The following is a 25,189-nucleotide window of genomic DNA, read 5'->3' on the forward strand; positions in this document are numbered from 1 at the left end:
GCGAAGCGATTGGTTTATTTGCCCAAAAATCAGGCATGAAACTGTTTGCCAACCAAGGTGATATTGACCTGCAAGCCCAAAATGCCAACCTCAATATGGCCGCCAAGCAAGATATCAAAGTGGATAGCGTGGATGGTAAAACGCAGATAACAGCAGCCAAAGAGATAACGCTCATCTGCGGTGGCTCTTATATCAAAATCAGCAGTGAAGGCATCGAACTTGGCACACAGGATAATATCTATCTTAAATGCAATGTGCTGCAGAAGATGGGGCCGGCGAATATGGATGTAGATGCTTTATTACCTGCTGGTTGTGAATCGGCGATACAAGAAGCGGATAAACTACAAAAAGCAAATGTAAAACTTGGATAAATTATGGATAAAATAAAAAAATCAATACAAAAGCAAGATATTGAGACTGTTTTTCAACAGATTATTGCGCTGTCATTAAAAAATGATGCAAATTTTTACCTTATCTATCAATCACATGACCAAAAGACCAGTTTAACCGATTTGATTGCAGAAAAAAAATTAACGTTATTTCGATATATCAGCTATCAAATCAAACACACACCAGGACTGATTGAACTTGATTTAAAAAATGAAGAAGATCAAACCATTTTAAAACAAAGTATTCAAGAATTTTATTCAGCCCTCGATCCTAAAACAGTGTTACTTGCAAAACCACGTTCTGTATATGGCTGGATTTATTCCTCATTTAATGCTGAAGTATTAGCACAAGAGTTAGGAAAAGTTGCCATTCAACCCTCAAGTGACGGTAAACAATTATTGCGTTATTTTGACCCATCGGTGTTACCACCACTATTAAATATTTTCATTTTTGTGCAAAAAAAAATATTACTTAATCCGATTCATTCATGGTTATATCTTAACAGTGATGGCCATTTAATTATTGAAAAAAATCATAGAGATGAACGTAAAAATCTTATTGGTAATTTGGGGATCATCAAGCAACAATGGCAACAAATAAACTGGATCGAAAGCCGTAATCAAACGCTTGCTCGTTATCATTTTTTTCACCCTGAATATAGCTTACCTGAAAGTGAAGCTGATTGCATTATTATGCAATCTTTTCAAAATGCTACCCTCAAAGGATACCATGATAAACGAGATCTAGCCGAGTATGCTTATCGCAGTTTAGTTATACATCCCGAATTTATTGAACATCCAATTGTTATTGGAGCAATAAATCAACATCGACACCAATCACTAATAAAACAATTACAAACTATAACCCCAGCACAATGGGATATGGTAGCGGATGAATGTATCATTAATACAAAGGAAATAAATAATGGGTTTATGTGAAAAATGCCAATCTAAAGGTCTACCAATTTATCCCGTTCGTTATGCTGTTGCACCTAAATATATCAAGGCAGATTTACCCTCATGGGCAAAAAACGATATGCTGCCTATTTTAAAAGGAGATAGCAAATATGTGCTAAGAACCATGCGAGCAGGCTATCTTTATGTGTTATGTCAGTATGAAGACAACATGACAGATTTAGATATCTCCATTTATAAGGTCGATGAACAAGGTGGATTTTGGCAACAAGATATTAGCAAAGAGCAAGATCTATTAAGATTTGACGATACCATAATTGAAGAAAACCTTTCTATACCTTTCAATGATATACAAACGACCTGCGGCAATAGTGCCCATTTATCAAGCAATATCGCCTTTATTACACTGTCAAACCCCGAAAAATGTGAAAAAGCTTGGCTTGCCTTTAGTGAACATAAATGGAGTGCTAAGACTTTAAAAAAATACCTAATTGATGAAGACAAACGTAACTTGCGAATGCAACTTATCAAACCTAAACGATGGTTAAATTCGCAAACCAACGGCATTGGTATAACTACCGCTAATCAAGAAGCTATCGCCTCAACCTTGGATATCCAAAACCTTGATGATTTTAAAGAAAGAATCACAACATCCTTACCAAAATTTAAAAGCATTAACTACTTATTTTGCTTTCCTTATTTGTATGATAATAAACCATTAGACAAAAGTACGCTTTCGCAAAGTGCTTTACTTAGCCAACCATTTACATATGATAAACAGCTATTCAAAAAACGAAGTACATTAGCACCTTGGCAATTACTAACCAAACCAGTTTATGACCAAATCACGCCAAAAGAGCCGTATTCAGTCTTTCTACATAAAAAAATGATATCAGCCGAACGTAACAGCACAGATTGCTCACCGATGATGGTAGTCTTAAACGACAGTATTGGTATTGCTGCCGAATTAAGTCATTGGGGTAACAGTGCATTAAATTCGTTTAGAAAAATAATGACAGAAAGACAGCGTGAAAATGCCACTTGTAGTGGTATTGCAATGCTTGAAGAATCAATAAAAAACAGTGACATTGCAAACAGTGAAGAAGATTTTAAAAAACATATAAAAAACACCAATAGAAAATACCTTGCTGATGCAAAATATTTTAATAAAAAAGTAAAACCTTATGATAGTGGTGTTTTAGGAACCGATACAACCCGAATCGTACCATGGAGCGAAGAACAAAAAGCCCAAGGCCAACGTGTTATTAATATTGTGAGTGAATCTAAAAACTATAATTTTGTTTCCCAATACGTTAATCCAAATTTAACCGATATAGAAAAAAAAGTAGAAAGTACAAAATATAGAGCCGCAATATTAGTCCAATTTGTACAAGAAAACTACCTGATTGAAGAAATTGGTGAAGAAAGGCACGCAAAAGTTTTTGAACAGGCATTTAAATTAAATAAACAAGCAGAGATGGTAAACATTAAACGCTTAGATACTAAATTAGCGGCAATGAGAATCGAATTTGAAGCTAAAGCTACGGCGTATAAAGCAGTATGGCATGAAAAAAATAAAACCGAACAATCGGCCGAAAAGCGTTGGCGCAAATATGAAAATCATTTAAACGACGGTTATAAACTCTATAAAGAAAAATATGCCGCTTTTTTGCAAGAGGCCGAAAACTATATTGCAGGATTATTAAATGATTTAATTTTATGGGTAGATTGCAGCAAGCAAAAAGAAAGGCATCCAATTTCATTATCGGCCGATGATTTTGCACAAGATGATGATAATTATTTGGCGTTTGCCAACGATATTTTAATGACTTTAGGCATGCAAGCCCAAAGTAGTAAAGTTACCCAGTTATTCACCCAGTTAATTGAGGACGAAAACTTAGCGGGTCATAATATTGTGTGGTCAGCGGCGTTTGCTAATCGCAAATTAGATAAAGAAAAACAAAAAAAATGTGTCAACTTTTTATTATCATTAAATAAAACAACCCAATTAAAACCGCAATCTTATGGCAAATTCTTAGATAAATTAGAAACAGTATTAGAATTTTATCAAGCTGAATCAGCTGAAAGCAATGCCATGATAGGCATCGCTAATAGCATTGCCAACATCAGCAACTCACTTTTTGACCCACAAGATGAACATAAAGAATTAGATCTTGTTAAAGAGTTCTTTTCGTTATTTGAAAGCGAACGAAACTCGTTAATTGATGGTGATTCGATAGATAACCAAGTCACTGCCGCCTATTTGCGCCCAATTAAAGAGGGAAGCTGTGCTGCACTTATCGCTTTATTAAAATATATGCAAAAAATGGGCGGTGATTTATCGTCAGAATTTGCCGAAGCTTTTTTAGTAGCAATGTCACCAACAAGACTATCTAAAACCGCACTAAAAAAGAGAATGACGTCATACCATAAATGGGCCGACAATTTAACAAGTGCCTTGTATTCCGATATCAAAAATGTCGGTGGCAAGTTGGCAAACGCCTCACAAAAAGCCACCAATCTGATTAAGAAACATATCACCAATGAAAAGGTGGGAGCAAGCTTTACCGCGGCAATATTGGGGGTGCATATCATGAAGATCTATTATATAGTGACCGATAACTCATTAAAAACCCAAGCCCAACAAAACCAAGCCGATTACCAATTAACTATGGCGGTATCGGCATCCATGGCAGCAAGCTTTCGACTAGTTACCGTATATGCCAACAAAGGACAAATTAATGCCAAATTACTGTCCAATATGAACTTTTTAGGCAACTTTTTTGGGGTGATAGCGGGGTTAATTGATATTGGTTTAAATTGGAACGAGGACACTTCAGAGAAAGATCAGACTCAAAAAACATTATATTATGTATCTCTATTTACCTTAATTGTATCCACCACCGATTTATTTTTACAAATGGGTAAAACCAATTTAATTAAAATCATGGAGCGCGGAGTTCAATCATTGGCTACCATTTTCCTTAAAAAAATTTTTATTAAATCAACGATTATGTTAGGAGGGAGGGCTCTTATATCGATCATTGCACTGGCATTAAACCCATGGATTAGTCTAGGGATCTTTTTACTTCAACTATACTTTGAATTAACTAAAGACGATGATATCGAAAAATGGTTAAGGCGTTGCCGTTTTGGTAGAGGGCAAAATATAGCAGATTATGACTTTGACTATCGCTTTAACTCGTCTAAGGAAGAAATTGCAGCACTGCAAGCGATCTTTAAAAAATATGAAGATGAGCTAGCCGAATATTACGCCGAACAAGAACAAAAACGTATCAAAGAAAATATGCCAGTATTCTCATCAAGTGATTGGCAAATTATTTATAATTGGCCTATCCCTCAATAATTATATAAGGAATTCGATTATGCCTTACGCAAAATATGATGGTAACGACCCTATCTATAAAGATAAAGAGCAGCTATTAAAAAAAACCGGTATTAGCATTACCGAACCGACCCTGCCCCCTAAAAAACTAGTTAAACTAACTGGCACCCTATCCGAATTTAAAGGTCTGTTTTGCTATGCACAGCTGGGGGATGGGGCTTATTTAAGTGACGAGCAAAAACAAAAACACAACAACCAGCTTAGAAAGGGCGCACTACTTGCTACTTTAAATGGTAATAGCATTGCTGCGCTGGCCGGCTTAGGCCATGCCAATGGTAATGACCGTAGTAATGATTTAGATGCTCAATATATCACTGCCAAATTAAACGGCATCATCACATTAAAAGGTTGGCTCGGTTTTTATAAATTTAATGATGGCGATCAAGTCGAAGTGGTCGCCGAAAAGCACGACGGACATTACGAAGTGTATGCCATGCTCAAACCCAGTGAACAAATTATCTCGCTGATCCCTTTATGTTTTGCGGGACGTAACCAAGCATTTAAACACTATCGTTTGCCTATGTTTCTCTTTTATGTTATTTGTGTGCTATTAATGAACTACTTTTTTCTCGATTTTTCATTGGAAAATCTGACCATTGGTTTTAGTTCATTAGGGGTAATCTTGGGGGCAGCTTTTTTTATGGTTTACAAAAATTCGCTTGCCACACATGTTACGCTGGCTGAGCGCATTTTTACACTATTGGGCTGGCAAGATGTCAAAAATATCAATTTAGTTAAAATAAGTAAGCAATATATTACTAAATTAATTGCCCAAGGGAAATATGTAGAAAAGTATAATAATAAGACTGATCAATATATTAGACCGCCTAAATCAGGTGAGGGCTGGTTCTTTTTTTATTACGATTCAGAGATATTATGCAAAAAAGGCAAAACACCCTTACGAGTTAATAATAAAAACAGAAAAAAATAATACGTTAGAGAATATTATTATGCCTTATGCAAAATATGATGGTAACGACCCTATCTATAACGACAAAGAGCAGCTATTAAAAAAAACCGGCATTAGTATTACCGATCCAATCCTACCGCCCAAAAATTTGGTTAAATTAACTGGTATCCTATCCGAATTTAAAGGTCTATTTTGTTATGCGCCACTTGCTGATGGCGCTTATTTAAGTGACGAGCAAAAGCAAAAACACAACAATCAACTTAGAAAAGGCGCACTACTTGCCACTTTAAATGGTAATAGTATTGCTGCGCTGGCTGGCTTAGGCCATGCCAATGGTAATGACCGTAGTAATTTGTTCTCCGCACAATATATCACCGCCAAATTAAATGACACCATCACGTTAAAAGGTTGGATCGGTTTTTATAAATTTAACGATGGCGATCAGGTCGAGGTGGTCGCCGAAAAGCACGCTGACCATTACGAAGTGTACGCCATGCTCAAACCCAGTGAACAAATTATCTTGCTCATTCCACCCTGTCTAGGGGGAAGAAAACAAGCCTTTAAGCACTTTTATATACCTTTTTTATATTTTATATTGTTTGCACTCTACTTATGAACTACTTTTTTCTCGATTTTTCGTTGGAAAATCTGACCATTGGTTTTAGTACATTAGGGGTAATATTAGGGGCAGCTTTTTTTATGGTTTATAAAAATTCAATCGTGACATACATTACCCTTGCCGAGCGCATTTTTACAGTATTGGATTGGCAAAATGTCACCAATATCAATTTAGTCAAAATAAGTAAACGATATATAGTTAAATTAATTGGACAAGGTAAATATTCAACTAAATATAGCATCACGGATCAATTTATTAAGCCGCCTGAACCCGGTGCAGGTTGGGGATTTTTTTACTACGATCCAGAGGTATTATGCAAAAAAGGCAAGACCCCCTTACGAGTTAATAATAAAAACAGAAAAAAATAAAATAATACGTTAGAGAATATTATTATGCCTTACGCAAAATATGATGGCAAAGACCCTATCTATAACGACAAAGAGCAGCTATTAAAAAAAACCGGTATTAGTATTATCGAGCCAATCCTACCGCCCAAAAATTTGGTTAAACTAACCGGCACCCTATCCGAATTTAAAGGTCTATTTTGCTATGCTCAGCTAGGGAATCGAGCTTATCTAAGTGACGAGCAAAAACAAAAACATAACAACCAGCTTAGAAAGGGCGCACTACTTGCCACTTTAAATGGTAATAGTATTGCTGCGCTGGCTGGCTTAGGGCATGCTAATGGCAATGATCAAAATACTTATTTTCCTGCACAATATATTACCACAAAATTAAATGACACCATGACCTTAAAAGGCTGGATCGGTTTTTATAAATTTAATGATGGTGATCAGGTCGAGGTGGTCGCCGAAAAGCACGCTGACCATTACGAAGTGTACGCCATGCTCAAACCCAGTGAACAAATTATCTCGCTGATCCCTTTATGTTTTGCGGGGCGTAACCAAGCCTTCAAACTATATCGTTTGCCTATGTTTCTCTTTTATGTTATTTGTGTACTATTAATGAATTACTTTTTTCTTGATTTTTCGTTGGAAAATCTGACCATTGGTTTCGGTACATTAGGGGTAATCTTGGGGGCAGCTTTTTTTATAGTTTATAAAAATTCGCTTGCCACACATGTTACGCTGGCTGAGCGTATTTTTACACTATTGGGCTGGCAAGATGTCAAAAATATTAATTTAGCCATAATAAGTAGGCAATATGTTGTTAAATTAATTAAGCAAGGAAAATACTCAACTAAATATAATAATAGTACAGATCTCTATACAAGACCACCTAAAACTGGGGAAGCATGGCACTTTTATTATTACGATCCAGAGGTATTATGCAAAAAAGGCAAGACACCCTTACGAGTTAATAATAAAAACAGAAACAAATAAAATAATACGTTAGAGAATATTATTATGCCTTACGCAAAATATGATGGTAACGACCCTATCTATAAAGACAAAGAGCAGTTATTAAAAAAAACCGGTATTAGTATTACCGATCCAATCCTACCGCCCAAAAATTTGGTTAAATTAACAGGTACCCTATCCGAATTTAAAGGTCTGTTTTGCTATGCACCACTTGCTGATGGTGCTTATTTAAGTGACGAGCAAAAACAAAAACACAACAACCAACTTAGAAAGGGCGCACTACTTGCCACCTTAAATGGTAATAGTATTGCTGCGCTGGCTGGCTTAGGGCATGCCAATGGTAATGACCGTAGTAATTATGTGCAAGCACAATATATTAGCGCCAAATTAAATGACAGCATCACGTTAAAAGGTTGGCTCGGCTCTTATAAATTTAATGATGGCGATCAAGTCGAGGTGGTGGCCGAAAAGCACGCTGACCATTACGAAGTGTACGCCATGCTCAAACCCAGTGAACAAATTATCTCGCTGATCCCTTTATGTTTTGCGGGGCGTAACCAAGCCTTCAAAATATATCGTTTGCCTATGTTTATCTTTTATGTTATTTGCGTGCTATTAATGAACTACTTTTTTCTCGATTTTAGTTTAGAAAATCTGACTATTGGTTTTGGTTCATTAGGCGTAATATTCGGGGCAGCTTGCTTAATGGTAAATAAAAATTCAATTGCCACCCATGTTACGCTGGCGGAGCGAATTTTTACCGTGCTGGGCTGGAAAGATGTTGCCAATATCAATTTAACCAAAATAAGTAAACAATATATAGTTAGATTAATTGAACAAGGTAAATATTCAACTAAATATGATATTACCGATCAATATATTAGGCCGCCAAAACTAGGCGAAGGTTGGTTTTTTTATTATTACGATCCTGAAGTGTTATGCAAAAAAGGCAGGTCGTCCTTATGTGTTAAAAATAAAAACAGAAAAAAAAGAAAATAATACGTTAGAGAATATTATTATGCCTTACGCAAAATATGATGGTAACGACCCTATTTATAAAGACAAAGAACAGCTATTAAAAAAAACCGGTATTAGTATTACCGATCCAATCCTACCGCCCAAAAATTTGGTTAAATTAACCGGCACCCTATCCGAATTTAAAGGTCTATTTTGCTACGCACCACTTGCTGATGGTGCTTATTTAAGTGACGAGCAAAAACAAAAACACAACAATCAACTTAGAAAGGGCGCACTACTTGCCACCTTAAATGGTAATAGTATTGCTGCGCTGGCTGGCTTAGGCCATGCCAATGGTAATGATCGTAGTAATGAGGTAGATGCTCAGTATATTACGGCCAAATTAAATGACACCATCACGTTAAAAGGCTGGATCGGTTTTTATAAATTTAATGATGGCGATCAGGTCGAGGTGGTCGCCGAAAAGCACACTGACCATTACGAAGTGTACGCCATGCTCAAACCCAGTGAACAAATTATCTCGCTAATCCCTTTATGTTTTGCGGGGCGTAACCAAGCCTTCAAACTATACCGTTTGCCTATGTTTATCTTTTACGTTATTTGCGTGCTATTAATGAACTACTTTTTTCTCGATTTTTCATTGGAAAATCTGACCATTGGTTTTAGTACATTAGGGATAATGTTCGGAATAACTAATTTAATGGTAAATAAAACTTCAACAACCACACATGTCAAACTTGCTGAGCGCATTTTTACCGTGTTGGGTTGGCAAGATGTCATCAATATCAATTTAGTTAAAATAAGTAAGCAATATATTGCTAAATTAATTGCCCAAGGGAAATATGTAGAAAGATATAATAATAAGACTGATCAATATATTAGACCGCCTAAATCAGGTGCTGGCTGGTTCTTTTTTTATTACGACTCTGAGGTATTATGCAAAAAAGGCAAGTCTCCCTTACGAGTTAAAAATAAAAAAAGAGAATAATTTCATAAGGAATTCAATGATGCCTTACGCAAAATATGATGGCAAAGATCCTATCTATAAAGATAAAGAGCAGCTATTAAAAAAAACCGGTATTAGTATTACCGAACCGACCTTGCCCCCTAAAAACCTAGTTAAACTAACCGGCACCCTATCCGAATTTAAAGGTCTATTTTGCTATGCACCACTTGCTGATGGTGCTTATTTAAGTGACGAGCAAAAACAAAAACACAACAACCAGCTTAGAAAGGGGGGCAACTCTTGCCACCTTATTTACGGAAAACCACTTTTACAAGTGGTGTCTATATTCAACTTCTTTTAATATAGATACGATTTGGTGTTCAGCTATTTTTTCATTATTAAATCCTCTTTGACTTTTATCATAGAGAATGATCTACATTAAGACTGTACTATTTATAGCTTTTATTGGTTTTTGCCTTTACTTCTTGCATTGTCTGTAAAATTCGATGATAGTTATCAAGCCTTGATGGGGCAATTTGACCGTCTTGCATTGCTTTTTGTAGCAAACAACCTGGCGTATCAAGGTGATTACAATCACGAAAGTGGCAACCACCTAAATAATTGTCAAATTCTTTAAACCCCCTAATTACCTGTTCTGGCTCTAAATGCCATAAGCCAAATTCGCGGATCCCTGGTGAGTCAATAATATCGCCACCATTTGGTAAGTGGTAAAGCCGAGAGGATGTGGTTGTATGTTGACCAAGACCTGATATTTCTGAAATACCTCCAGTCATCGCTGATTGTGATTGATGAGGTAACAGTAAATTAATAATACTTGATTTACCCACACCGGATTGCCCAACTAAAATAGAAACCTTACCTTGCAAGGCATCTTGCAATACCGCAATACCTTGTTGATTTTGGCATGAAACATATAATAATTGATAACCAATATGAGTATAAATCGCCAATTGTTTTTCAACATCAGCGCGTTGCTGATCATTGAGTAAATCAATTTTGTTTAAAACAATAATGGGTTGTATATCAGTACTTTCACAAGCCACTAAATAGCGATCGATAATATTTAGTGATAGTTCTGGCAAGACAGCCGAAATAATCACGATTTGATCAACATTTGCGGCAACGGGTTTAACACCATCATAAAAATCAGGCCGAACAAGTTCAGAATGCCGAGGATGAACCGCTTCAATGATGCCATTGGTGTTCGGCTCTAGACTTTCGCGCCACAAAACTTTATCGCCAGTGACTAACGACGGTAACGTGCGCCGAATACTACAACGATAAATCAGGCCTGCATCATCTTCGACATCAGCCGATTTACCAAAACGACTTATCACCACACCATCACGAGGGGATGAAAAATTTGATAGACTTTCATCTTGTTTTATAGCTAATCGTTGCTGGTGTTTTGCCGCTACGCGCCTTTTTTGATTTTGGGAGAGTTGATTTTTTGCCATAGTACTCATTTTTTACTAAAACAGATTGTCAGTTATGCTACACTACTCAGTATCAAAAAGAAAATGTCTATCGCAAATTATGAGCAAACAACCACAAATTAACAGTAGCAATCTTATTTGGATCGATCTTGAAATGACAGGACTTAATCCAACCACTGATCGCATTATTGAAATTGCAACCATTGTTACCGATTCTAATTTAAATATCCTTGCTGAAGGACCTGTAATTGCCGTTCATCAATCTGATGAGCAATTAGCATTAATGGATGAGTGGAATCAAAATACCCACGGCAAATCGGGACTTATTGAGCGTGTTCGTACAAGTACTATTAGCGAACAACAAGCCGAACAACAAACCATCGAATTTTTAAAACAATGGGTACCTGAAAACAGCTCACCAATTTGTGGTAATACTATTGGGCAAGATCGTCGTTTTTTATTTAACTATATGCCTAATTTAGAACGTTATTTTCATTATCGTTATTTAGATGTTAGTACAATTAAAGAATTAGCTAAACGCTGGAAGCCTGAAATGTTAAAAGGGATTAGCAAACAGAGCTCGCACCAAGCGCTTGATGATATTCGTGATTCGATTGCCGAACTGGTTTATTACCGCGTGCACTTTTTTGATCTAACCAAATAATTAGTATGCAAATTTTATATACTGTTTTATTATATTTGATTCAACCCTTTGTTTGGCTAAGGCTACTTTGGCGCAGCTGTAAAGCGCCTGCTTACCGTAAGCGTTGGCTTGAACGCTATGGTTTTTGCCAAAATAAAGTTGAATCTAACGGTATTTTGCTGCATGCCGTATCAGTGGGGGAAACGATTGCCGCTATCCCACTAATCAAAGCATTGCAACAACAATATCCTAATTTACCTATCACCGTAACCACTATGACGCCAACAGGCTCAGAGCGAGTGAAATCGTTACTCGGTGATAGTGTTCATCATGTTTATTTACCTTATGATTTGCCTTGCGCAATAAATCGTTTTTTAAAAACAGTTCAGCCAAAATTAGTGATTATTATGGAAACTGAGCTTTGGCCTAATTTTATTTGTCAGTGTTACAAACGAAATATTCCGCTGGTTCTTGCCAACGCTAGATTATCAGAACGATCAGCTAACCGATATCGCAAACTAGGACGAGCGATTAGCCATTTACTATCAAAAATCAGCGCCATTGCCGCACAAAATAAGCAAGACGGAGAGCGTTTTGTATCACTGGGTTTGCCGAGTGATCATTTAGCCATAACCGGCAGTATTAAATTTGATATTGATTTAACGGCTCAACAGCAGCAAAAAATTGCAATGCTAAAACAACAATGGCAATTAAATCGCCCTGTCTTTATTGCTGCAAGTACACATAGTGGCGAAGATGAAATCATCTTGTCTGCCTTTGAACGATTATTAAAAACATGCCCTGATTTGTTATTAATCGTTGTTCCCCGCCACCCTGAACGCTTTAAAACCGTCGAAAAATTAATTAATGACCGCGGGTTAAATTATATCAACCGCAGTAGCAACCAAGTTCCGACTAAACAAACACAAGTCATTTTGGGCGATACAATGGGAGAGTTAATAGAACTTTATGGCATTGCCGATATTGCCTTTGTTGGTGGTAGTTTAGTGAAGCATGGTGGGCATAACCCATTAGAGCCAGCACTTCACCACATCCCAATCATTAGTGGCGAGCACTTTTTCAATTTTAAAGTTATTTGTGAACAGCTCATTTCAGCTAACGGAATGATCATTTGTGCTAGCTCAGCAGAAGCTCTTTATTCCGCAGTTAATACGCTTTTGGAAAATAAAAGTAATAGTCAGCAAATTGGCGAACAGGCATATCAAGTATTAAAACAAAATCAAGGGGCACTAGATCGACTGCTTAACATTATCAACCATTATCTTTGCGCAAAATAAGGATTGCTTGTGGAAAAAAAACAAGGTCTATTATTGGTTAATTTAGGCACGCCAAGTGCGGCAACGCCAGATGCAATGAAGCAGTATTTAACCGAGTTTTTGCTCGATCGGCATGTCGTTGATTTGCCAAAGCTATTTTGGTATCCCATTTTAAAGTACTTTGTGATACCCAAACGAGTACCTTATATTATTCACCATTACCAAAAAATTTGGATAAATGGCGCATCACCTTTATTGCATTATAGCCGATTATTATGTGATAAATTACAACGTCATTTACCGAATATACAATGTGAATTAGCCATGACTTATGGTGAACCGGATATTCAATCGGCATTAAATAACCTTCGATCATGTTCAAAAATTACCGTAATACCACTCTTTCCGCAGTATTCCACAACCACAACTCTTGCAGTACTTGATAAACTCAAACAGATTATTGCCTCTGATCAAATCATTGATAATATCTGTTATATTCGTGATTATGCTGATCATCCAAGCTATATCAATGCACTTTATTTACAAATTAAACAGGCTTTTCAAGATCAAGGAGAGCCTGAAGTGCTCGTGCTTTCTTACCATGGTATCCCAGAGCGTTATATTCACAAACGACAAGAGGATTACATTAAACGTTGTGAAATGACCACGCAGTTATTAATCGAAAAATGTCGAGCAAATGGTATAAATCGACCAATCCAAATGGCGTATCAATCAAAATTTGGTAAAGGTAAATGGGTTACGCCAAGTACCAGCGACACACTACAAGCATTGGCACAAAGTGGCGTTAAAAACGTGCACGTCATCTGCCCAGGTTTCTCGGTAGACTGTATTGAAACCCTTTATGAAATTGATGAAGAAAATCGAGAACTGTTTTTTAATGCAGGCGGAAAAACGTTTTATTATATTCCCGCATTAAATGAGAGCGACTTACAGATTAATTTAATCATAGCGTTAATCAATCATACTCAACCAATTATATTTAAAAACTTATACTCAAACACATAGTTTCCTGAAACTTTTTGACAAAAGCATTTGACTTAAAAAGATGATACAAAGTTGGTAATTGTTAATATTCAAATGATTCAAATTTTAAATTAACAAATATTAATGCTAAATAGCTATCTATCTCCCCAATAATTTATGACGTATGATAGGATATTATTAATAATTAAATATCTGAGCACTGAGGAGAAAATTAAGTGAAAATCATCATCATTGGCGCTCAAGCCGCAGGTGCAAGTGCTGCCGCAAAAGCCAAAAGAATGAACCCAGAGGCAACCATCCGTATTTATGAAAAATCGAATATTGTCTCGTTTGGCGCTTGTGGTTTACCCTATTTCATTGGTAACCACTTTACTGATGCCAATGAAATGATATCTCGAACACCAGAACAATTTCAAAAAGATGGTATTGAAATTAAAACGTTACATGAAGTAATGGCGATTGATGTTAATCAAAAAAAATTAACCATTAAAGATCACAATACTGGGCATTGCTTTGATGACAACTACGATAAATTATTACTGGCGGTTGGCGCAAGTCCTATTATGCCTGCTTTTAAAAATGGTCAGCTAAAAAACATTTTTACATTACGCGATCTGCACGATGGATTAGCAATCAAACATGTATTATCAGACCAAAACACCCAAAATGTTATTGTCGTCGGTGCTGGCTATATTGGGCTTGAAATCGCTGAATCGCTGGTCGCCTTACAAAAAAAGGTTAAATTGATTCAATTGGATGACAGAATCCTTGTCGATGCGTTTGATGAACAAATTACCGAGCTAATTGAAGAAAATATTAAACAACATTGCGACCTACACTTGCAAGAGCGAGTACTTGGCTTTGAAGGCTCACACAATGTCACGCATGTAATTACCGATAAAGGACGATATCCCGCTGATATGGTTATTATTGCAACAGGAGTAAAACCAAATAGTGATATCTATAAAGATTTTGGCATCAACACACTTAAAAATGGCGCCATAATCACTAACAGCTTAGGGCAAACTAATATTGCGGATATTTATGCCGCTGGCGATTGCGCTGCACTTTACCATAAAGTTAGCCATTCAATGGTATATATCCCACTCGCCACAGGAGCAAACAAGCTTGGCAAAATTGTAGGCGAAAATTTAGGTGGCGGACATTGCGAATATCCCGGCACAATTGGCACTTCAGCGTTAAAAGTTTTTGATATCGAAGCCGGACGCACTGGTTTAACCGAAAACGAAGCCAAAAAAGCCGCAATCCCCTATAAAACTGTCATGGTTAAAGATAAAAATCACAGTAATTATGTTGCTGGACAAACAAGTGTAACAGCAAAACTTATTTATCATGCCGATACGCGCGTGATTTTAGGTGGACAAATAGCCGGTGGGCAGGGAGCGGTATTAAGAGTGAACACGTTAGCAACGGCTATATGGGCGAATGTGAAAATTGATGAATTGGCCATGATGGATTTTCTGTATGCGCCACCCTTTTCTAGACCTTGGGATATTTTAAATATTGCCGGCTCTATAGCCAAATAAGCAGCATTAATGTATTTATAGTTAAACAGCAAGTCATGTGATTAAATATAGATTGTTAACCAGATAATTGAATTATCAAAAGAGAGGCTAATTATGTCAGATGCCATTTTTCAAGGAACTTTTTTTGAAAAGTTCCTATCAATAACTCATTATCAAACCCTCATTGGTATTGGGCTACTTCTCATCTGTTTTTTTGCGGTGATGAAACCGTTACAAGATAAAAAAGTCAATTTTTCAATTCGTATGTTAGTTGGCTTAATCCTTGGTTCTGTGCTTGGCTTAGGCATTCAAGCTGTAGCGGGCTTTCCTGATACATCAACCATTTGGATGCAGGAAACCGCAACATGGTATGGGCTATTTGGTCGAGCATTTATTGCCTTTATCCGAATGCTAGTGATACCACTTATTTTTGTATCGATTGTTAAAGTGATTATCGACTTTTCGGGCAAAAAAAATCTACCTCAAATTGCATTTAGAGGGATTTTTTGGTTACTGTTTACAACAGCCATTGCCTGTATCATCGGTATTTTGCTAGCGAATCTATTTGCTTTAGGTGAAATAAGCTCAAGCCCTGTACATCAAGCCCAAGCAAAACAATACACTAATATTATTGATACCTTTGTGAATCTAATTCCAAGTAATATTATTGCATCAATGGTAAATGAAAACATTGTTGGATTAGTCATTTTCTCGGCTTTAATGGGGCTGGCCGCCAATAGAATGGAAAAGAAGAATCCACAACCTATTGCACTTTTTAAAACATTTATCGAAGCACTTTACAAAATCGTAATGTCCATTGCGATGACAATCATTAAATATATGCCTTACGCAGTCATTGCGTTACTAGCTCGCACTATTATTTCTAATGGAATACCGGCTATTATTCAGGTTTCAAGCTTTGTTGCCGCTATCTATATTGCCACATTGATTATGCTAATTGTGCATATCGCCATTGTCTCGATTCATGGTATTTCACCAATCATGTTTATTAAAAAAGCATTAGGAACATGGTTATTAGCCTTTACTAGTCGCTCATCAGTTGGCTCACTACCTATGACTATCTCAACGTTAACCGTTCGAATGGGAGTGAATACCGGCACGGCAAATTTAGTCGGCTCACTTGGCAGCACTATGGGAATGAACGGTTGTGCTGGTTTTTTTCCTGCTTTACTTGCCGTAATGGTAGCCCATATGGTTGGCATTGAAACGAATATCCAATTTTATATTATGCTTGTCATTGTGGTGGTTATTGGTTCAATCGGCATCGCTGGCATTCCCGGTACAGCAACCGTTGCTGCAACCGTTGTTTTATCTGGTATGGGGATGGCTGAATACTTCCCATTAATTGGGATGGTTTTAGCCGTGGATCCAATTATTGATATGGCAAGAACTTTAGCCAATGTATCTGGCGCCATGACAGCGGCTGTGGCAACTGATCGTGAAATTGGCCTTATGGATATGGCTGTGTATAACGATCCTAATATCACCCTTGAAAATGAGCCGTCAGAAGTTTGACGGCAATAACTATTTCAAAAAAGGGAATATTCACTCTGTTTTAACGCATCGGCTATGATTTGTTTATAACAAAGCATAGCCTTGCATCTCTGTTTACCTCATTAACCTCACTCATTTATCGGCATATTGTGATGCTAGATTAATCGCAATATCAACCTTTGGATGCGATAAAATATTAGTTGAAAAATTACAATAAATAACACGAATAATTCCTATCCTTACGCAACGAAATGAGTTCATTAAGAACCTTTAATAAACCATTTAATCGTATACCTACATTTTTATCTTATTGATTAGTTTAATACTGACAAAGGGCGATTGATGTCGAGCTATAGCAATAACTCTTGAGCGAACATATTCAATAGAAAAAGAGAAAAACATCGCAGCTTGAAGCAAATAACTAATCTTGCCATTTTTATAAACAAAAATTTATACTCATTATGATAATATTATTTATATAGCCTTTCTTATGCAATTGAGGGCGTTTTTTATTACTTTTTAATAAATATAACAATGATAATACATCGTTTATTATACATAAGGAGAGATTGTGGATATTGATGAGTTATGCCAACGTTATAAAGCAGGAGAAAGGTTTAAATATGTATATTTTTGGGGGCATAACCAAAGAGAGCCTTCCTCTATAATTACCAAAGCTTGCTTTAGCCAATGGTACCCTAGCGGATTTATTGTTGATGATATTTATTATGCTACAGCAGAACATTATATGATGGCAGCGAAAGCAAGATTATTTGATGATAAAAAGATATTACAAGAAATTCTTAAAGCTAACAGCCCAGGCCTTGCTAAGTCATTGGGGCGCCAAGTCAGAGGATTTGTTGATAAAACATGGGATGAACAATGTTTATCTATTGTTATAGAGGGTAACTTCGCTAAATTTTCTCAGAATCGACAATTAGCTGATTTTTTATCATCAACTCAACAAAGAGTTTTAGTTGAAGCCAGTCCCGTCGATAAAATTTGGGGAATCGGTTTAGCGCAAGATGCCCCTAATATAGATAACCCTTTGACATGGCAAGGTAAAAATTTATTAGGCTTTGCCTTGATGGCGGTTCGCCAACAATTGAAATCATATTAATTGGTTATTAAAAATAGCTAATTAGAATTTTTGGATTTATTGATTTTGAGACTCAATGATTGATAATTTAATATTATTTCTTTGATATTATGAAACGTTTTATACTCAAATATCGGTTGTTTTATTGCAATTTGTAATGATAAGTAAATATAATGGCTCGATGCATAACACGATGTGACCAGAATAAAATTTGTAGCAATAAGTATAAAAAAGCAATATTTTTGATAGAAATATTGCTTTTTGATTTTTCGTTAACCTAAAAGTAACGCATCATCAGTAACTTTTTCACCGCGCGTTTTTTCAAACATATCTAATAAATCAGTTACAGTTAATTTAGCTCGTTGTTCTCCAGATACATCAAGCACTACTTGCCCTTGATGAAGCATCACTGTTCTAGTGCCATACTCTAATGCTTGTTTCATTGAATGAGTCACCATCATGGCCGTTAATTGATTTTTTGAAACAATTTCATTGGTGAGTTCTAAAACAAACTGTGCAGTTTTGGGATCAAGTGCTGCTGTATGTTCATCAAGCAATAATATTTTAGATGGCTGTAAAGTTGACATTAACAAACTAATAGCTTGCCTTTGACCACCAGAAAGTAATCCCATCATATCTGATAACCGATTTTCAAGACCTAAATTTAAAGTAGCTAGTTTTTCTTTAAATATTGATCTGATTTCGTGATTAAGAGCTGGAGATAACCTAAAACGATGTCCACGATTATAGGCGATGGCAAGATTTTCTTCGATAGTTAAGTTTTCACAAGTTCCAACCATAGGGTCTTGGAATACGCGAGCCACCATACCGGCTCTTTTCCATGCTGGCCAGCGAGTTACATTTTGACCATTAATGACAATATGACCTGAGTCAACAAGTAAATCACCACTAATCACATTAAGCAACGAACTTTTCCCCGCTCCATTACTGCCTATAATAGTGACAAATTCGCCCTGACTAATATTGAGATTTAACCCTCGTAAGACATGATTTTCAATAGGAGTGCCCCGATTAAAGGTTAATTGCAATTGTTCTACTTTAATCATGCTTACTTCCCTCTTATCTTGGCGTGTTTTTTTAATTGCTTAGGCACAACTAGAGCTAGCACAACAAGTATTGCTGTGATTAGATTGAGATCTTCTGTTCCGACACCGATTTCTTGTAAAAACTCATTACTAAGTGCAAAAGCAATGAATAAACGATATAAAATAGAGCCGAAAATAACGGCTAGCATCACAGCCCAAATACGTTTAGCTGGGAATAGGCTTTCACCAATAATAATCGAGGCAAGACCAATTACAATTGTACCAACACCAATGGTAATATCAGCACTACCTTGCGTTTGCACAAAAAGGGATCCACCTAGCGCAATTAAACCATTTGAGATGGCCATACCCAAAATGGTTATGCTATCTGTCGGTATGCCTTGAGATTTTGCCATTCGAGGATTAGTCCCTGTTGCTCTTAAGGCTAGTCCTTTTTGGGTACTTAAAAATAGATTTAGTAACATCCAAAATACAAGCACAAATCCTAATATCATAAGGGGTTGTACAAAATATTGATTACTGTAGTCTTCAGCAATAAATGGTGAAAATATTGTTTTGGCATCAAGTAAAGAAAGATTAGGTGAACCAGCTAGTCGAGTTGTTTCATCCATCACATAAGGCCCTATACCTAATATCCTTAAATTAATAGAATAGAGCCCTATCATAACAATAATACTTGATAATAATTGAAGAATATTGAGCTTCACATACAGTATTCCTGTCATGGCACCAGCAAGACAGCCAGCAAGCATACCAAATAATGTTGCGATCCAAGGATCGATGCCTACATAAATGCACAATCCACATACTGCGCCACCAAGAGGGAAGCTCGCATCTGCGGTAAGATCGGGAAAATCAAGTAAACGGAAGGAGATAAATACACCTAAACTTACTAGTGCATAAATAAGTCCAATTCCAATTGAGCCTAATAAAAATTCAAAAGACATGAAAAAATCCATTAAAGTTAATCGCCAAAGTTGGCGATTGAGTTAGAAAATAGTAAATTTATTTTTCGACAATTTTAGTCGCTGATTTTAATACATTTTCAGATAATATAACACCTTGCCGTTCAGCCGCTTTTTTATTTATTGTTAATTGAGTGATATTGCCTACTTGTGGTGCAATATCGCCTGGATTTTCGCCATTAAGTATGCGGATAACAATTTTACCAGCTTGGCGACCAAGATCATAATAACTCATACCTAAAGCGGCAATTGCGCCACGTTCTGCCGATTCAGGATTAGAAGCAATAAGGGGGATTTTACTTTCATTAGCCACTTTAGCTAAAGCTTCATAAGCAGAAACTACGTTATTATCAGTAGTAGTATAAATCATATCTACCTTACCTTTTAAACTTCTCGCTGCTGTTGATATATCAGAAGTGCGCTGGGCTGGAGCGGCAATAATTTTCATACCTCGTTTTTCTAGTTCAACCTGCAATTGTTTTAGTATGAGGGTTGAATTAGTTTCGCTTGGACTATAAACATAACCAATATTTTTAGCATCAGGTTTAATTTTTAGCATCAGGTCAATTTGAGCATCAAGTGATAAGGCATCAGATACACCTGTCACATTTGTTTTTGATGCATCCCAACTTGGTGTTAATTTGGCTACCACTGGATCGGTAACGGCAGTGAAAACTATCGGAATGCGTTTTGTTGTCGCAACTAATGCTTGTGAACTTGGTGTGGCTATTCCGACGATAACATCTGGTTTACTTGCTACAAATTGTTTCGCAATTTGGGCCGCATTGGCACTACTGCCTTGTGCGCTTGAAAATTGTAATTTTAAATTTTCTCCCGCAATGTAACCATTATCCTTTAACTCATCTTCAACACCTTTGCGTACATTATCTAATGCTGGGTGTTCAACGATTGCTGTAATAGCAACAAATTTTTGTTCAGTTTTAGGATCAGCTGAAGAGTAGAATGCTGCAAACGATAAACTAAGTAGCATAAAAAGTTTAATAATAGAATTACGCATAAGGCACTCCTGTAATATTTTTTTTACAACCAAGCTAAATGTTGAGCTACTATAAAGCAAAAATAGATAATTTTCTAGCGTAAAAACTGTTATAACTGTAAATATTTTATTACACTTATCAGTAATTTGCTGTCATATCGGCATACTATGTTAAGTGATACTAATCTAGTTCTTGGATGGCAAGAATTATAGGTTATATTAATTGGTTAAAAGGGGAGGGTATTTGTACCATTTTCCCTTTGCCCACTTCACTAAATGAGCAAAGTTCTTGATTTATTCTAGTGGGGTTGGGCTTAATTGTTGCCTATGACTTTGTAAGCGGATTGAATAACGTCAGAAGGCAAGGTTATTCCTTGTTTTTTAGCAGCTTCAATATTGATGACAAGGCGTAGGGCTTGCCCTATTTCTGGGGTAATACTTCCTGGCTTTTCACCTTTTAATATTCGAACAACTAGTTTACCTGATTGACGTCCTACATCATAGTAACTCATACCATATGCTGCAACAGCTCCGCGTTCGATTGCATCAGGGAACGAAGCTAAAAGTGGGATTTTATTTTCATTCGCAAATTTGACTAAAGACTCATAAGCTGAAACAACATTGTTATCGGTTGTTGTATAGATTAAATCAACTTTACCTTTTAATGTATTAACAGCTGTTGAAATATCCGCAGTTCGTTGGGCAGGCACTGCAAACAAAGCAATATTTTGTTGAGATAAAAGCTTTTGTAGATTTTTTAACACGACAGTTGAATTAATTTCGCTTGGGCTATAAATATAGCCTACCGATTTGACATTAGGGACGATTTTCTTCATAAAGTCGATTTGTGGACCCATCTCTTGATAATCGGAAACACCGGTGATGTTTGTGCCTGTTGGTTGCCAGTTTTTAACTAATTTAGCCGCGATAGGGTCGGTAATGCCGGCAAATACGACTGGGATTTGTTTGGTTGCAGCGGCAGTTGCTTGAGCGCTTGGTGTTGCAATTGCCACAATGACGTCTGGTTTAGTGGCGACAAATTGTCTAGCTATTTGGGCTGCTGTAGCACTGCTTCCTTGTGCACTTTTATATTGCACCGTTAAATTGTCGTTTAACTTATAGCCGTTTTCTGCCAATTCATCTTTAACACCATCACGAATTTGATCTAATGAAGGATGTTCAACAATCGCCGTAATAGCGACATTTTTTATTGTATTTGCGAAACTCAAAAAAGGTGTAAACAAAAATATGATTAATAAAATAAAGCGTTTCATAAGTCGAACTCGTAAACTAGTACAATGGTTCTATTCTAGCTTTATTAATCAAAAAAGTTAAGTTGTATTTGTTAATTAATTATTATATAAACTAATACCATCATCGCAATATAATTTAAATAATTAATTATTTTGAATAAATTTTATATACTGATCCCCATAAAACTTATTTTTTATAGGTATCAGTATATAAGTTTTTTATTTAGCAAATATAAAAGGGTTTATACCACTTTTTGCAAAACCTTCTTCTTCTGTTTTGATATCTAATATCAATGAGGCAATATCATCAGCGATGACTTCAATATGAGGGTCTTTGTCTTGATCAAGTATTTTTAGATAACTATGGCAAACGTCACAACACTCAGTTTTTGTTGCTGCGAGTTCCTTTTCTAGTGAGAGATATTGTATGTCTTTCATGTTATCGCAACAAGTACATTTAACTCTAGGTACATACCATTCACTTTCACATAAACTACAGTGCAAATAGCGCAAACCATTGTGGCTACCTAATTGAATCACGCTAGCTGTTGGCATGCTATTACAAACAGGACACAACCAAAGTTTATCGGTATTTTCTGCGATAGCTTTACCTTTAATCTGGCTGGCAAGTTGGCAATAATAAACCGATAATGATGACCAAATAAATATTGTTTCATTGCTATCGACTCGATCAAATTCTCCTTTAAGTAAATGCAATGCTTTATCTTGTAATTCTAGAGAACTATTTTTTTTTAGCTGATCTATGACTAAAGTGATTTGCTGCGTTGTATCAGAAAATGAGTTCAATAATGCAGTTAAGTAATCTTGCCAAGTGTTTTGAAGTGGTAAATTAGCTAAACTAAGTGGCGGGTGATCGCTGTTTAATAAACACGATACATCAATATCTATAGGCTTATTTTTAATTAAATTCGCTTGTTTTTCAGCGATTATTGCACAAAATTTCAAATAATCACTAATAGGACTATTGTTTGCAAGGCTCGTTAAACGCTCTGCTCGACGAATATACAGCGTTTTAGGCGATGGATAAAAGAGTAATGGAATTTGTTTAATAACTGAGTTTGTCGCTTGTAGTTCAAGTTGATCTTGAGGGATGATTTTGATACTCATTATAAATGCTCATTGATTGTGATTTCACTTATCACTGATTTTTACTTTTAAGATAACTCCGCTGATAGTGACTATCAGCGGAAAATACAATTACAGATAGAGGTGAACGACTATGCTGGCTTGTGCTCAACGTCTGTAGATTCAGCTTCAGATTTGGCCTTTGCATTTAGTTCATTTTGATAAACTTTTTCCATTTCTTCCTCATACCAAGTAGAATGATTTTTTCGTGCCCAAGCACGTGATACGTAACCTGTTATCATCCCTTTAATAGAGCCTTTAACCCAAATTGCCATATAAGCATGGCCAATAGCAAGTAAAATTAAAGCAATAGCGGCAAACGAGTGGAAGAATATCGCAATACGTACAACCTGTACTGGAAAATAATCAGAAATATATCGGCGCCACATGATTAGCCCAGTAATACATAATACAAAAATTAAGCTCATAATGCACCAGAATAAAAACTTCTGACCGACATTATATTTGCCAATTGGAATACCTTCTTCTTTGCCCATAATGACGCTTTTAAAGTTTTTTAACCATACAATATCTTGTTTGTTAGGTATATTATGACGAGCAAGCTTTAAAAACATAAACATCAGTAAGACAAAAACAATACAACCAATAATTGGGTGTAATGCCCTCACTAATTGTGGTGTACCAAGGAATAAACCAAACAGTTTAATTGATGGAAAAAACAGGGATAAGCCCGATAGTGCAGTAAGAATAAACAGACACACCATACACCAGTGACAAAAACGAACAATAAGTGGTGTTCTTAAAATCATGCCTTTTTTATTCATGATGATTCTCCTGTTGTGATGAATTAGCACTATTTTTGCGACCAAAAACGGGTAATCCTAAACGTTTTCGCGCTTGCCTATCAGCTTGTTTTTCTTGTTCTATGTCATCTTCATCCACTTCAATTGCACCAACCCCCATGTAATGAAAAAGCAATCCTCCAAATGTTGCAACAAATGCAGCTGCGGATAACGGTTTCCAAATACCTTTCCAAAATTTGACGATTTCACTAATGTGAGGGTCTTTTGGTAGGCCGTGATACAGCTCTGGTTGATCAGCATGGTGTAAAACATACATAACGTGAGTACCGCCAACACCTTGTGGATCATAAAGACCAGCATGTTCAAAACCGCGTTTTTTCAAGTCTACAATTCGATTTTCAGCATGACGAATCATATCTTGTTTAGTACCAAAGTGAATAGCACCAGTTGGGCAGGTTTTAACGCAAGCAGGCTCTTGCCCAACCGCAACGCGATCCACACATAAAGTACATTTGTAAGAATGATTATCTTCTTTACTAATTCGAGGAATATTGAACGGGCAACCTGCGACACAATAACCACAACCAATACAGTGTTCCGATTGAAAATCAACAATACCATTGGCGTATTGAATAATAGCGCCTTCTGATGGACAGGCTTTCAAACAACCAGGATCAGAACAGTGCATACAGCCATCTTTACGAATCAGCCATTCAAATTTGCCGTTAACCTCAACTTCTGAATACCTCATCACTGTCCATGCTTTCGGCTCTAAATCAGCCGGATTATCATAAACGCCGACAGTATTACCCACTTCGGCACGAAGATCATTCCATTCGCTACACGCAACTTGACAAGCCTTACAGCCAATACATGTGGTTACATCAATTAATTTAGCCACTTCTTGTTGGTAATCGCGTGCTCGTGGCGCTGGCGTTAACGAATTGGTTCCCGAGCGGCGAATAATATCTTGTGTTTGTAATGACATAA

General features: G+C 36.5%; 24 protein-coding genes. 16 read left to right on the forward strand and 8 right to left on the reverse strand.

Features of this window, described 5'->3' with window-relative positions:
• The 10 genes from ACYIAM_RS11815 to ACYIAM_RS11860 all read left to right on the forward strand — a co-directional run.
• On the forward strand, positions 1-371 hold a 371-nt coding region (locus ACYIAM_RS11815), incomplete at its 5' end, for a DUF2345 domain-containing protein (protein WP_483748397.1).
• A 3-nt stretch (positions 372-374) separates the two neighbouring features.
• Positions 375-1,328, forward strand: a complete 954-nt coding sequence (locus tag ACYIAM_RS11820) for a DUF4123 domain-containing protein (protein WP_483748398.1) — start codon at positions 375-377, stop codon at positions 1,326-1,328.
• The gene (locus tag ACYIAM_RS11825) at positions 1,315-4,671 is read left to right on the forward strand and encodes a T6SS effector BTH_I2691 family protein (RefSeq protein ID WP_483748399.1); all 3,357 of its coding nucleotides are present in this window, start codon (positions 1,315-1,317) and stop codon (positions 4,669-4,671) included. Before ACYIAM_RS11820 ends, ACYIAM_RS11825 begins: the two co-directional genes overlap by 14 nt.
• A gap of 19 nt (positions 4,672-4,690) precedes the next feature.
• The gene (locus ACYIAM_RS11830; protein ID WP_483748400.1) at positions 4,691-5,641 is read left to right on the forward strand and encodes a putative type VI secretion system effector; all 951 of its coding nucleotides are present in this window, start codon (positions 4,691-4,693) and stop codon (positions 5,639-5,641) included.
• Between the two features lie 19 nt (positions 5,642-5,660).
• Positions 5,661-6,236, forward strand: coding sequence for a hypothetical protein (locus ACYIAM_RS11835; protein ID WP_483748401.1), 576 nt, complete (start codon positions 5,661-5,663; stop codon positions 6,234-6,236).
• Positions 6,233-6,607, forward strand: coding sequence for a hypothetical protein (locus ACYIAM_RS11840; protein WP_483748402.1), 375 nt, complete (start codon positions 6,233-6,235; stop codon positions 6,605-6,607). The genes ACYIAM_RS11835 and ACYIAM_RS11840 overlap by 4 nt, the downstream gene beginning before the upstream one ends.
• Before the next feature lie 24 nt (positions 6,608-6,631).
• Positions 6,632-7,582 carry a putative type VI secretion system effector gene (locus tag ACYIAM_RS11845; protein ID WP_483748403.1) on the forward strand — a complete coding sequence of 317 codons (951 nt, stop codon included), beginning with the start codon at positions 6,632-6,634 and terminating at the stop codon, positions 7,580-7,582.
• Between the two features lie 24 nt (positions 7,583-7,606).
• Positions 7,607-8,560: a putative type VI secretion system effector gene (locus ACYIAM_RS11850; RefSeq protein ID WP_483748404.1), complete on the forward strand. Its 954-nt coding sequence runs from the start codon at positions 7,607-7,609 to the stop codon at positions 8,558-8,560.
• Between the two features lie 19 nt (positions 8,561-8,579).
• Positions 8,580-9,527 (forward strand): putative type VI secretion system effector, encoded by a 948-nt coding sequence (locus tag ACYIAM_RS11855; protein ID WP_483748405.1) that lies wholly within the window; start codon positions 8,580-8,582, stop codon positions 9,525-9,527.
• Positions 9,528-9,546: 19 nt separating this feature from the next.
• Positions 9,547-9,846 (forward strand): hypothetical protein, encoded by a 300-nt coding sequence (locus tag ACYIAM_RS11860; protein WP_483748406.1) that lies wholly within the window; start codon positions 9,547-9,549, stop codon positions 9,844-9,846.
• Between the two features lie 88 nt (positions 9,847-9,934).
• Here ACYIAM_RS11860 and rsgA read toward each other — a convergent pair whose 3' ends face one another.
• On the reverse strand, positions 9,935-10,963 hold the full coding sequence (gene rsgA, locus ACYIAM_RS11865) for a small ribosomal subunit biogenesis GTPase RsgA (RefSeq protein WP_483748407.1): 1,029 nt from the start codon (positions 10,961-10,963) through the stop codon (positions 9,935-9,937).
• A gap of 79 nt (positions 10,964-11,042) precedes the next feature.
• On the opposite strand from rsgA, the gene orn reads away from it, so the two are divergent.
• The 6 genes from orn (at position 11,043) to ACYIAM_RS11895 (ending at position 18,028) form a co-directional block, all read left to right on the forward strand.
• Entirely contained in the window at positions 11,043-11,606 is a 564-nt protein-coding gene (orn, locus tag ACYIAM_RS11870) for an oligoribonuclease (RefSeq protein WP_483748408.1), read from the forward strand.
• Positions 11,607-11,611: 5 nt separating this feature from the next.
• On the forward strand, positions 11,612-12,883 hold the full coding sequence (waaA, locus tag ACYIAM_RS11875) for a lipid IV(A) 3-deoxy-D-manno-octulosonic acid transferase (RefSeq protein ID WP_483748409.1): 1,272 nt from the start codon (positions 11,612-11,614) through the stop codon (positions 12,881-12,883).
• 9 nt (positions 12,884-12,892) lie between these two features.
• Positions 12,893-13,888, forward strand: coding sequence for a ferrochelatase (hemH, locus tag ACYIAM_RS11880; RefSeq protein WP_483748410.1), 996 nt, complete (start codon positions 12,893-12,895; stop codon positions 13,886-13,888).
• A 194-nt stretch (positions 13,889-14,082) separates the two neighbouring features.
• A complete protein-coding gene (locus ACYIAM_RS11885; protein WP_483748411.1) occupies positions 14,083-15,414 on the forward strand; it encodes a CoA-disulfide reductase in 1,332 nt (443 codons plus the stop codon).
• A gap of 93 nt (positions 15,415-15,507) precedes the next feature.
• Positions 15,508-16,929 carry a cation:dicarboxylate symporter family transporter gene (locus tag ACYIAM_RS11890; RefSeq protein ID WP_483748412.1) on the forward strand — a complete coding sequence of 474 codons (1,422 nt, stop codon included), beginning with the start codon at positions 15,508-15,510 and terminating at the stop codon, positions 16,927-16,929.
• 550 nt (positions 16,930-17,479) lie between these two features.
• Complete coding sequence (locus ACYIAM_RS11895; protein WP_483748413.1) at positions 17,480-18,028, forward strand: NADAR family protein; 549 nt, start codon at positions 17,480-17,482, stop codon at positions 18,026-18,028.
• Positions 18,029-18,279: 251 nt separating this feature from the next.
• Here ACYIAM_RS11895 and ACYIAM_RS11900 read toward each other — a convergent pair whose 3' ends face one another.
• The 7 genes from ACYIAM_RS11900 to fdxH all read right to left on the reverse strand — a co-directional run bounded on the left by ACYIAM_RS11900 (position 18,280) and on the right by fdxH (position 25,187).
• A complete protein-coding gene (locus tag ACYIAM_RS11900; protein ID WP_483748414.1) occupies positions 18,280-19,074 on the reverse strand; it encodes an ABC transporter ATP-binding protein in 795 nt (264 codons plus the stop codon).
• Between the two features lie 2 nt (positions 19,075-19,076).
• On the reverse strand, positions 19,077-20,021 hold the full coding sequence (locus tag ACYIAM_RS11905) for an ABC transporter permease (protein WP_483748415.1): 945 nt from the start codon (positions 20,019-20,021) through the stop codon (positions 19,077-19,079).
• A 58-nt stretch (positions 20,022-20,079) separates the two neighbouring features.
• Positions 20,080-21,057: an ABC transporter substrate-binding protein gene (locus ACYIAM_RS11910; protein WP_483748416.1), complete on the reverse strand. Its 978-nt coding sequence runs from the start codon at positions 21,055-21,057 to the stop codon at positions 20,080-20,082.
• A 293-nt stretch (positions 21,058-21,350) separates the two neighbouring features.
• Positions 21,351-22,310 (reverse strand): ABC transporter substrate-binding protein, encoded by a 960-nt coding sequence (locus ACYIAM_RS11915; protein WP_483748417.1) that lies wholly within the window; start codon positions 22,308-22,310, stop codon positions 21,351-21,353.
• 198 nt (positions 22,311-22,508) lie between these two features.
• Positions 22,509-23,417, reverse strand: coding sequence for a formate dehydrogenase accessory protein FdhE (gene fdhE, locus ACYIAM_RS11920; RefSeq protein WP_483748418.1), 909 nt, complete (start codon positions 23,415-23,417; stop codon positions 22,509-22,511).
• 110 nt (positions 23,418-23,527) lie between these two features.
• On the reverse strand, positions 23,528-24,220 hold the full coding sequence (locus ACYIAM_RS11925; RefSeq protein ID WP_483748419.1) for a formate dehydrogenase subunit gamma: 693 nt from the start codon (positions 24,218-24,220) through the stop codon (positions 23,528-23,530).
• Positions 24,213-25,187, reverse strand: a complete 975-nt coding sequence (gene fdxH, locus ACYIAM_RS11930; RefSeq protein ID WP_483748420.1) for a formate dehydrogenase subunit beta — start codon at positions 25,185-25,187, stop codon at positions 24,213-24,215. Before fdxH ends, ACYIAM_RS11925 begins: the two co-directional genes overlap by 8 nt.
• Positions 25,188-25,189: the final 2 nt, after the last annotated feature.

The organism is Gilliamella sp. X-60 (assembly GCF_057063585.1).

What these genes read in the sequence shown, in the direction of transcription:
- ACYIAM_RS11910 (WP_483748416.1), bottom strand. Translation starts at nt 21,057, where the DNA reads ATGCGTAATTCTATTATTAAACTTTTTATGCTACTTAGTTTATCGTTT.
- ACYIAM_RS11905 (WP_483748415.1), bottom strand. Translation starts at nt 20,021, where the DNA reads ATGTCTTTTGAATTTTTATTAGGCTCAATTGGAATTGGACTTATTTAT.
- ACYIAM_RS11825 (WP_483748399.1), top strand. Translation starts at nt 1,315, where the DNA reads ATGGGTTTATGTGAAAAATGCCAATCTAAAGGTCTACCAATTTATCCC.
- ACYIAM_RS11850 (WP_483748404.1), top strand. Translation starts at nt 7,607, where the DNA reads ATGCCTTACGCAAAATATGATGGTAACGACCCTATCTATAAAGACAAA.
- ACYIAM_RS11835 (WP_483748401.1), top strand. Translation starts at nt 5,661, where the DNA reads ATGCCTTATGCAAAATATGATGGTAACGACCCTATCTATAACGACAAA.
- ACYIAM_RS11890 (WP_483748412.1), top strand. Translation starts at nt 15,508, where the DNA reads ATGTCAGATGCCATTTTTCAAGGAACTTTTTTTGAAAAGTTCCTATCA.
- fdhE (WP_483748418.1), bottom strand. Translation starts at nt 23,417, where the DNA reads ATGAGTATCAAAATCATCCCTCAAGATCAACTTGAACTACAAGCGACA.
- rsgA (WP_483748407.1), bottom strand. Translation starts at nt 10,963, where the DNA reads ATGGCAAAAAATCAACTCTCCCAAAATCAAAAAAGGCGCGTAGCGGCA.
- fdxH (WP_483748420.1), bottom strand. Translation starts at nt 25,187, where the DNA reads ATGTCATTACAAACACAAGATATTATTCGCCGCTCGGGAACCAATTCG.
- ACYIAM_RS11845 (WP_483748403.1), top strand. Translation starts at nt 6,632, where the DNA reads ATGCCTTACGCAAAATATGATGGCAAAGACCCTATCTATAACGACAAA.
- waaA (WP_483748409.1), top strand. Translation starts at nt 11,612, where the DNA reads ATGCAAATTTTATATACTGTTTTATTATATTTGATTCAACCCTTTGTT.
- ACYIAM_RS11820 (WP_483748398.1), top strand. Translation starts at nt 375, where the DNA reads ATGGATAAAATAAAAAAATCAATACAAAAGCAAGATATTGAGACTGTT.
- ACYIAM_RS11860 (WP_483748406.1), top strand. Translation starts at nt 9,547, where the DNA reads ATGCCTTACGCAAAATATGATGGCAAAGATCCTATCTATAAAGATAAA.
- ACYIAM_RS11855 (WP_483748405.1), top strand. Translation starts at nt 8,580, where the DNA reads ATGCCTTACGCAAAATATGATGGTAACGACCCTATTTATAAAGACAAA.
- ACYIAM_RS11830 (WP_483748400.1), top strand. Translation starts at nt 4,691, where the DNA reads ATGCCTTACGCAAAATATGATGGTAACGACCCTATCTATAAAGATAAA.
- ACYIAM_RS11900 (WP_483748414.1), bottom strand. Translation starts at nt 19,074, where the DNA reads ATGATTAAAGTAGAACAATTGCAATTAACCTTTAATCGGGGCACTCCT.
- orn (WP_483748408.1), top strand. Translation starts at nt 11,043, where the DNA reads ATGAGCAAACAACCACAAATTAACAGTAGCAATCTTATTTGGATCGAT.
- ACYIAM_RS11840 (WP_483748402.1), top strand. Translation starts at nt 6,233, where the DNA reads ATGAACTACTTTTTTCTCGATTTTTCGTTGGAAAATCTGACCATTGGT.
- ACYIAM_RS11915 (WP_483748417.1), bottom strand. Translation starts at nt 22,310, where the DNA reads ATGAAACGCTTTATTTTATTAATCATATTTTTGTTTACACCTTTTTTG.
- ACYIAM_RS11925 (WP_483748419.1), bottom strand. Translation starts at nt 24,220, where the DNA reads ATGAATAAAAAAGGCATGATTTTAAGAACACCACTTATTGTTCGTTTT.